The sequence below is a fragment of the New Jersey aster yellows phytoplasma genome, assembly GCF_002554195.1.
Taxonomy (GTDB): Bacteria; Bacillota_I; Bacilli_A; order Acholeplasmatales; family Acholeplasmataceae; genus Phytoplasma.
Genome location: NZ_MAPF01000027.1, coordinates 1 through 7975 on the forward strand (window position 1 = coordinate 1; position 7975 = coordinate 7975).

Consider the following 7975-nt stretch of genomic DNA (forward strand, 5'->3'; position numbering starts at 1 on the left):
CTAGGTTCATTATTTGATAATTGTTGTATTTCGTTTTCTATATTTAGTTTTTTTAACTGCATTTTCTCGAATTTTATATTTTAAATTAATTATATTTTCTTCAATAGAGTAATTAGTTATGTTTGGGTTATTATTACTAGTGCTAGCAATATCTTTATCCATCCCCATTACTTGTTGATTATTATTAATTAAAAATAATCCTAAAAAAGCGAATACAAATACATTTAATAACAATAATAAATTATTTTTGATTTTAAACATTATATGAAATCTCCTTTTATTTTTTATTACCAGACATCAGTCTGTCTTCTTTTCATTTCTGCTTCTTCAACTTTATCATTGTTATGTTTATCTTTGAAGATTGATAAAGTTTTACGGATAGGGTTGAAGTGGAGGTGAAAATCGGTTAATTTGAAGTTTTCATTGTGAACGAAAGCATCACCAAGGTAATAGTCTTTGTCTTCTTGTAAGAAATGTTTAGGGCCTTTGTATTTTAGGATTAAGTAGTTACCACCTGGGCCTTTGTGTTGTTTTTTTCGAAGTTAATGTAAGAATATAATTGGCTGTCGGCTTTTGCGTCAAAAGATGCACTGTCGAAACCGTCTAAAGTAGTATGATTATAAGTATCGCCATCTTTATTCCATCGGTCGAAAGGATGGCGGTTTTTGATGAAGATAGCTAGGTTGGAAGGTTCGGGTTGGGATTCGAGGCGTTCTAATATTAAGCGTTGATTTATTTTAATTAGTTCATCTTGATTTTTCATGATTTTTTTTGATAAATTATCTAATTCAGGATTATTAGGTGAACGATTCATATCTATAGCTTTATCATTTAAATAAATTTGTAGGTTTTTTTCTTTAGCTTCTGTTTCTAATAATTCTCGTTCACGAAATAATTGTTCTGCTTTTAGTTTTTGTTGTTGATAATAACCAACACCATTTAACCCATCAAAGGTGTATTTAGCTTTAATCATTGTACATTTTTGATTATCGTCGTACCATTCTTCAATGTTTTCAAATTTAGTTTCTTGAAAGGTAGGAATTGGGTCTTTAGGGAGTTTGATGACTCCTGTTTCAGTTAAGATGATAAACCCAATAAAAGCTGCCACGATTAAAATAATTATTAATAAAAACCATTTGCTTATTTTTTTAATTTTGAACATGTTTATTAATTCCTTTGGAAGAATTTTCAATATATAGGTATTTTAACATATTTAACTTTTTAATTAACCTTAAAACCATTTACGAAACCAAGAAGTTACTTTATCGATTTTTTTGTTTACGTCGTCTTTAATTTTTGTAGTAAAAGGTTGGATTGAACCTTTCCAGGTTTTTTGTTTGTCTATGATTTCTTTGGTTTGGTTGTATTCTGCTGTTTTGTCGGTTAATTTATTCATATTATCTTTCAAAGTTTTTTTAGTTGCTTCGTGTCGGGTTTTTTCGGTTTTTAATTTTTCTTTGAGAGTTTCGATTTCGTGACGGAGTTCAGCGTTTTCTTCGATATATTTACCTGAAGCGTTTTCTAAAGCTTTGATTGTTCCTTCAAGGGCTTGAATATGTAGGCCTTGTTGTACCCATTTATCGATTTGTTGTTCTAATTCGTCGCTTAAACGGTTTATTTCTTCAGCTTGTTGGTTAATGATTTGGTTTAGTTCGGTTATTTCTTGATCTTTTTGGGCGATGATAGTTTGATATTCCTTTTCTTTTTGTTGAAAATTAGTAGTTAATTGATTGATTTCCTTTTGGAGAGTTTGCTTTTCTTGTTCGGATAAGGCTTGATTGGTTAATAATTCTTGATTTTTAGCTTCTAGTAAGGTTTTTTGTTCTTGGAGTTGATTTTGGAGGTTTTCCATATTTTGATGTTGTTCGTTAATTTGCTCGATTAATTTATTAATTTGTTTTTCTTTTTCCGTGTTGAGAGTTTTTTCTTGGTGGAGATCGGTTTCTAGTTGATTATTTTTTTTGATCTTGGGTAAAGATTTCGTTTTCTTTAGAACGGATTTTGTCAGTTTGTTGATTGATTTCTTTTTGAAGTTCTTGTTTTTCTTGTTCAGATAGTTTTTGATTATTTTCTAATTCTTCTTGTTTTTGAATTAAATCATGTTCTAAATTGGCTTTTTGGGTTTCTAAATTAAGACTATTTATTTTTTCTTGTTGGAGTTTAATTTCTAATAACTTTTTAGCTTTGAGTAATTCTTCAGGAGTTTGTTGGTGAGTTTCAGTTACTTTACTAGTTTCTTTTAATTCCTCGCCAAGGTGTTGTGTGTGGTGACGTTGTTCTTCATAGATTTGTTCTGGTTCAGTTGTTGTTTTATCAACTGAACCTTGATCAGGGATTGAGATTATGGTTTCCTCTTTCGTTGGCATTTGTATCTTCAGTATTGTTAGTTTCTTCTTGAGTTGTTTCTGTTATTTTATTTTCATTATTATTAGTTAAAGTTGATTCTTCATTTTCAATAATGGTTGGGCTTGGCGTTTGTTGAATAGATGGCGCTTGTAAGATTGGCGCTTGGGGATTTTCTATTTTGTTGGTTAATGGTTGGGGCGGATGAGGATTTTTAGTTTCGCTTTGATAAAATTGGTAAAGTTCATAAGCGGTTGAAGCTAAAGAAACAAAGAAAATGGCCTTGCTGCCAAATCTTAACAGTTTGCCACCGAAATTAGCTACTTTAGAAGTAGCTTTCTTTTGAACGATAGTTTTAGTACCTTTTTTTATTGTTTTTGTCTTGCCACTTTTAAACCAATTACCGATTTTACCTAATCCTAAACAAATACCGATCACACTTAAAGTAGTTGCTAAATAATATCCTAATTTCGTTTGTGGCGAAGGAATGTGATTAGGATCTTTATCATTGCCTGTTAATTTACGATAGATATATTCAATAAAATTACGAATTGGTTGAGTAGTTTTATCGTATAACGATTTAATTTTAGTCGCGGCGTTATTTGTAAAATCGTTGATTTGGTTTAAAACTTCAGGAAAAAATTTAAAAAGTGTCCAATAAATTGCCCCACCAATTAGGATAAATGGTAATAAAATAAGGATGATATTGAAAATTGATTTTAAGATTTTTAGGAACCAATTTTCTTTTTTAGTTTGTGTTTCAATAACTATTTTAGGATGTTCGGTTGTTGGTTTTCTTTTGGTAATGATTATTTTTCCAGTTGATTTTTTTGTTATTTTTTTTATTCATAGTTCTTCTCTCTTTCTTTAATTTGATATAAAAAAAGACTCTAAATAGAGTCTTTTAATGTTGGTGAAATTATTTTTAATTATTATTTTGAGGTTTTACATGATGTTTATCTTTGAAGATTGATAAAGTTTTACGGATAGGGTTGAAGTGGAGGTGAAAATCGGTTAATTTGAAGTTTTCATTGTGAACGAAAGCATCACCAAGGTAATAGTCTTTGTCTTCTTGTAAGAAATGTTTAGGGCCTTTGTATTTTAGGATTAAGTAGTTACCACCTGGGCCTTTGTGTTGTTTTTTTCGAAGTTAATGTAAGAATATAATTGGCTGTCGGCTTTTGCGTCAAAAGATGCACTGTCGAAACCGTCTAAAGTAGTATGATTATAAGTATCGCCATCTTTATTCCATCGGTCGAAAGGATGGCGGTTTTTGATGAAGATAGCTAGGTTGGAAGGTTCGGGTTGGGTATTTAGACGATTTTCGACCAGTTTTAATTCTTTTCTTAGTTTTTCTTCTCTAGTTTTTAATCTTTGCAGTTTATTTTTAATATTAATGATTTCTTGGGTTTTGTCTTTGATTGTTTGTTCGTATTTTTCAGGAGTTTGGTTTAAGGTAGTTAATTCCTTTTCTAATTGAGGGATTTTGTTGGCTTGGTGGATTTGGGTTAATTTTTTTGTTGTATTTTCTAAATCAGTTTTAGTTTGAGAATGTTGTTGACGGTAATAATTAATTCCGTTTAAGCCATCAAAAGTGTAACGACATTCTATTTTAATGGTGTCTTTAGGTTTAGCTAAATATTGATTGAACCCTTGACGCCATTGATAATATTGATTTTCACAAGCTTCGCGGCGTTGTTTGGTTTGTTGATAATCAGGGTTAATTTTTAATTTTAGTTTTAAGGCTTCTTCTAAATCGGAAGGTAACATAACGGCGTGAGTTTCTGGGTTTTTTGTTTGCCATTTGGCGGTTTTTTTGTAGGCTTCTTCGATGATGGTGGTTAAATCACGGTTAGAGAGGTTTTTGCCTTGACATAGTTGGGCGATATCTTTTAAAGCTAAAAAAGTATGATAACTAATTTGATAAGGGATAATGTTATGTTTTAAATAACCTTCAATTTCGCTATCTTTTAAATTACCCACATAGATTTCTTTACTAAAACGACTTCTTAAAGCACTATCAATTTTATCAAGGTTGTTAGCGGCGCCCATTAAGACAATCTTTTTATCAGAACGTTGAAATCCATCAAGTTTATCTAATAAAGTGTTTACAATATTGGCGCTGACTGAGGAAGTATTTTTATCACTACGGTTAGGTAAACCATCGATTTCGTCAATAAAGATAATTGTTTTATCATTTTCTTCGGCTTCTTGCCAGATTTTTTCTAAGGTAGCTTTGCCTTCACCAATGTATTTTTGGTCTAATTTTGCAGGAATTAAGTTAATAAAGTGAACATTAGCCTCGCCACATAAAGCTTTGATTAAAAAAGTTTTACCTGTTCCTGGTGGTCCATATAAAAGGTAGCCTTTCGGACGCACTTTATCAAAGTTAATCAAAGATTGATTAGTTTGAAAATAAGTTAATAAATCTTCTAATTCTTCTTTTTCATTTTCCATTCCACAGACCTCTTTAAAAGTAACTTTATGCTTAATATTTGCTAAAGGTTTATTAGCTTTTAAGAGATTTAATTGAGTGGTTAAATTATTTTTTTGTTTGGTAAAATAAAGTTTTTGACCTGTTAAGAAAAGATTGAAAGAATTTAAATTTTTTAATTCAGTTTGATTTGTACGATATTCTTTTTGAGTTTTTAATTCTTCGATTTTTTTTGATTAGCTTCCACATAACACAAGGCTTGGTTTAATTGGGTGATTTGTTGTTGAAGATTTTCTTGAGTTTGTAATTGAGCTTTTTCTTGAGCTAATTTTGCTAATTCTTCTTGTTTTTCTTTTTCATTTTGGTTTAAAGCTTTTCTTTGTTCGATTAAATTATTGACTAAGGTTTGTTGAGTTTGTTGTTGATTTTTCAGTTCCGTTAATTGTTGTTGTTTTTGGGCTTTTATTGTCGGATTTAATTGAGGATTATTAGTTAATTCAGTTTGAAGAGTTTTAATTTTGGTAATAATGTCATTTAAAGTTTTGACGTTTTCATCAATTTGAGTTTTTAATTGGTGATCTTGTTGTTGGAGTTTTTGTAATTTGGCTTGTTGGTTAATGATTTTTTGTTCGAGCGCTTTTTGTTTAGTTGAATCCAGTTGGGGATGATTAGTTACTTTTCCAGTTTTGTTGGGTGTTTGATTAGTTTGAAAAAGTCCCATAATTAATAAAATAATTAACCCCAACAGAAGAAATCCTAAAAAACTGAGATAAATTTTGGTTTTTAATTTCATCATTTAACCTCCTTTCTCTAATGTTTTTTTATTAATGGTTATTTCAAGATTAAATCTTTCACTTTATCTTTAATGGTTTTAGATAATTTAAAAGTTACTATGGTTTTTGCAGGAATTTTTAGTTTTTTTCCTGTTTGGGGGTTTCTACCAGTATAAGCTTTTCTTGTTTTTAAGATGAATTTACCTATTTTAGAGGATAAAATTACTTCTTCGTTGGAAGTAATGGATTCTATTAGGGTATGTTCGAATGAATGGTAAAATTCTTCTGTTTTTGAAATTGAGGTTTTATTGGCCTCGGCTATATTTTTAATTAATTCTTTTTTAGTCATATTTTTTTCTCCTTTTGGTTTGGTTTATTATTTTTTTTAGTTTTAGATTTTAATTTGCTGCGGTCTTTGAAGTAAGTACCGCGGGCGATTTCAGTCATGGCGTCACTCATATTATTTTTTTTCTCCTTTATTTTGGTTTTCTTTTTAAAAGTTAAGATGTTTAATATCAATGTTCTTTTATTTTAAAATGGTAAATTATCAGTTTGAGGTTTATTATCTAAAAAGATGACATTATTAACGATTACTTTAGTATTTGTTTTCTTTTGACCTTCGTTGTTGGTGTATTTTTGGATAGATAATGTCCCTTCTAGATAAATTTTAGACCCTTTATGTAAGTATTTATGAAAATTTTCCGCTTGGGTTCTAAAAACTACACAAGGAATATATTGAACTTTGTCTTTGGTTTGGTTAACCGCTAATTGAAAATCTATTTTAGGAATTTGTTCGTTGTTAACCTTAAGATATTGTTTGTCAAGATCATGAGTGATACGACCGATTAATTGAACGTTGTTTAACATTTTTTTATTCTCCTTATTTTGATTATTTTTAATGTTGATGATGTTGTGTTTATTTGGGAAAGTTGTTTTTTGTATTGAGTTTAAATTTTACATTAAGTAATAGTCTCAACCAAAGATAATAGAAACAAACAATGCAAGCAAAATATTAAAAGATAGAAAATATTTTCTAGTTTCATATCATTTATTTTTTCAATTTATTGATTGCTATATTTTTAAGAGTTTCTACTTGCCTTAAAGTTAAATTAAGTTTTTGGGCTATTTCTTGATTGGAATAACTCGGTTGATAATCTTCGTTGATATTTCCTAAGGGAATGCCAAAACTTAATCTAATGATATTAAATTCCTTTTTGCTTAATTTAGTTTTTAGTTTCTTTAATAAGAGTTCATGATTTACTTGTTTTAACCATATTTGATGAGGGTTAGGATTTCTATTTCCTTTCTCCAATGAATGTTTTTCTTCTTGAAAAGAAGTGCTATTAGTTTTATGAGTTTTTTGAGGAATTGAAGGTGAATGACTTTTTCTTATTAATTCATTGATTGCAAATTTTATTTTTGGAGTTGCATAAGTAACAAAGTCATAACCTAAATCTACATAATTATTTAAAGCTTTGATCAATCCTAAAACTCCTTCTTGGTATAAATCTTGTTTTTGAAGGACACGTGGATAATATTTAAATTTAGAAACTAGTTTTTTTACTAATGGTTCATGTAAATTTATTAGTTGATTACGTATTTCTAAATTCTTTTTACTTTTTAAAAAATCTTTAAATAATTTTTCTCTTAACATTTTATTCCTTTCTAAAAATATTCTTAGAAAAGATAGGAAATTATTTTTTTAGTCTAGATAAAGAAAAAAAAGACTAACTTAATAGTTAGCATTAAAAAACTTTTAAAAATTAAAAAGTGTCTAAAGTTTTGGAACAGTTCAAAGTCAACAAAAAAATCGAAAAAATAGAGGCCGAACGAGAATTATATCAATCTTTAAAAGAAAAATATAAAGCCATGCATGTTCGTATGGAAACCTACGAAAAAGAAAACTCCTTTTCCTTTGGTAATGCATGTAAAATGGGGTTCAAAGCCTTCGATAAAGTAACTGATTTAATCCCTGCCAAATACGGTATTAAAATCATAGGCAAATCACTTACTTTCACACGTAAATTCTCACAAGGTATGACTAAAACTACTTTAGTTCTTCACGAAGGACACCGTTTATGGCATATGTACAACGAAGTATCGAACGAAAACAAAGAATCACTCCCAATGATTACCAAAGAAGCCTTAGAAATGTATACCAAAGACATCGATCGCGACCTAGCCAAACTCGACGCTGACTACAAAGACCAAGAAAAGAAATTAGAAGAATATAACGCTCGTAATAGTGAAGATAATTTAACACAAGAACATAGAAAATCAGAAAACATTATTGAAAATATTAATAAAGATAGAAATTCTGTCATCAACGAATACGAAAAAATAACCGAAGAATTAGAACTCAAAAGACAACAAATAACTGACGAAATCAAAAACGAACAACCAAAAATAATACAACAAGAACCAA

The 7975-nt window shown here is 29.3% G+C and carries 10 protein-coding genes and 1 pseudogene; 1 reads left to right on the forward strand and 10 read right to left on the reverse strand.

Annotated features, from left to right (window positions below; genetic code table 11):
* Positions 1-9: 9 nt before the first annotated feature.
* The 10 genes and pseudogenes from BBA70_RS01160 to BBA70_RS01205 form a co-directional block, all read right to left on the reverse strand.
* Positions 10-261: an SVM family protein gene (locus BBA70_RS01160; RefSeq protein ID WP_252861496.1), complete on the reverse strand. Its 252-nt coding sequence runs from the start codon at positions 259-261 to the stop codon at positions 10-12.
* A 26-nt stretch (positions 262-287) separates the two neighbouring features.
* Positions 288-1162 (reverse strand): annotated as a pseudogene (locus BBA70_RS01165) (hypothetical protein).
* A 69-nt stretch (positions 1163-1231) separates the two neighbouring features.
* Positions 1232-1852 (reverse strand): ATPase, encoded by a 621-nt coding sequence (locus BBA70_RS01170; protein WP_011412508.1) that lies wholly within the window; start codon positions 1850-1852, stop codon positions 1232-1234.
* Positions 1853-1952: 100 nt separating this feature from the next.
* Positions 1953-2366: a hypothetical protein gene (locus BBA70_RS01175; protein WP_252861497.1), complete on the reverse strand. Its 414-nt coding sequence runs from the start codon at positions 2364-2366 to the stop codon at positions 1953-1955.
* Positions 2329-2781: a hypothetical protein gene (locus BBA70_RS03915; RefSeq protein ID WP_425312271.1), complete on the reverse strand. Its 453-nt coding sequence runs from the start codon at positions 2779-2781 to the stop codon at positions 2329-2331. Before BBA70_RS03915 ends, BBA70_RS01175 begins: the two co-directional genes overlap by 38 nt.
* 669 nt (positions 2782-3450) lie before the next feature.
* Positions 3451-4800, reverse strand: a complete 1350-nt coding sequence (locus BBA70_RS01185; protein ID WP_252861498.1) for an AAA family ATPase — start codon at positions 4798-4800, stop codon at positions 3451-3453.
* 191 nt (positions 4801-4991) lie between these two features.
* Positions 4992-5573: a hypothetical protein gene (locus BBA70_RS01190; RefSeq protein ID WP_252861499.1), complete on the reverse strand. Its 582-nt coding sequence runs from the start codon at positions 5571-5573 to the stop codon at positions 4992-4994.
* Positions 5574-5608: 35 nt separating this feature from the next.
* Positions 5609-5899: an HU family DNA-binding protein gene (locus BBA70_RS01195; RefSeq protein ID WP_011412512.1), complete on the reverse strand. Its 291-nt coding sequence runs from the start codon at positions 5897-5899 to the stop codon at positions 5609-5611.
* 182 nt (positions 5900-6081) lie between these two features.
* Complete coding sequence (locus tag BBA70_RS01200; RefSeq protein ID WP_252861500.1) at positions 6082-6417, reverse strand: single-stranded DNA-binding protein; 336 nt, start codon at positions 6415-6417, stop codon at positions 6082-6084.
* Positions 6418-6598: 181 nt separating this feature from the next.
* Positions 6599-7204: a sigma-70 family RNA polymerase sigma factor gene (locus BBA70_RS01205; RefSeq protein WP_252861501.1), complete on the reverse strand. Its 606-nt coding sequence runs from the start codon at positions 7202-7204 to the stop codon at positions 6599-6601.
* 128 nt (positions 7205-7332) lie between these two features.
* Between BBA70_RS01205 and BBA70_RS01210 the strand changes: the two genes are divergently transcribed.
* Positions 7333-7975 (forward strand): DNA double-strand break repair protein Rad50 (locus tag BBA70_RS01210; protein WP_252861502.1); only part of this gene is annotated, 643 nt, incomplete at its 3' end.

Excerpts from the sequence above, each read along its gene's own strand:
- BBA70_RS01160 (WP_252861496.1), bottom strand. The coding sequence starts at position 261 with ATGTTTAAAATCAAAAATAATTTATTATTGTTATTAAATGTATTTGTA.
- BBA70_RS01170 (WP_011412508.1), bottom strand. The coding sequence starts at position 1,852 with ATGGAAAACCTCCAAAATCAACTCCAAGAACAAAAAACCTTACTAGAA.
- BBA70_RS01175 (WP_252861497.1), bottom strand. The coding sequence starts at position 2,366 with ATGCCAACGAAAGAGGAAACCATAATCTCAATCCCTGATCAAGGTTCA.
- BBA70_RS01185 (WP_252861498.1), bottom strand. The coding sequence starts at position 4,800 with ATGGAAAATGAAAAAGAAGAATTAGAAGATTTATTAACTTATTTTCAA.
- BBA70_RS01190 (WP_252861499.1), bottom strand. The coding sequence starts at position 5,573 with ATGATGAAATTAAAAACCAAAATTTATCTCAGTTTTTTAGGATTTCTT.
- BBA70_RS01195 (WP_011412512.1), bottom strand. The coding sequence starts at position 5,899 with ATGACTAAAAAAGAATTAATTAAAAATATAGCCGAGGCCAATAAAACC.
- BBA70_RS01200 (WP_252861500.1), bottom strand. The coding sequence starts at position 6,417 with ATGTTAAACAACGTTCAATTAATCGGTCGTATCACTCATGATCTTGAC.
- BBA70_RS01205 (WP_252861501.1), bottom strand. The coding sequence starts at position 7,204 with ATGTTAAGAGAAAAATTATTTAAAGATTTTTTAAAAAGTAAAAAGAAT.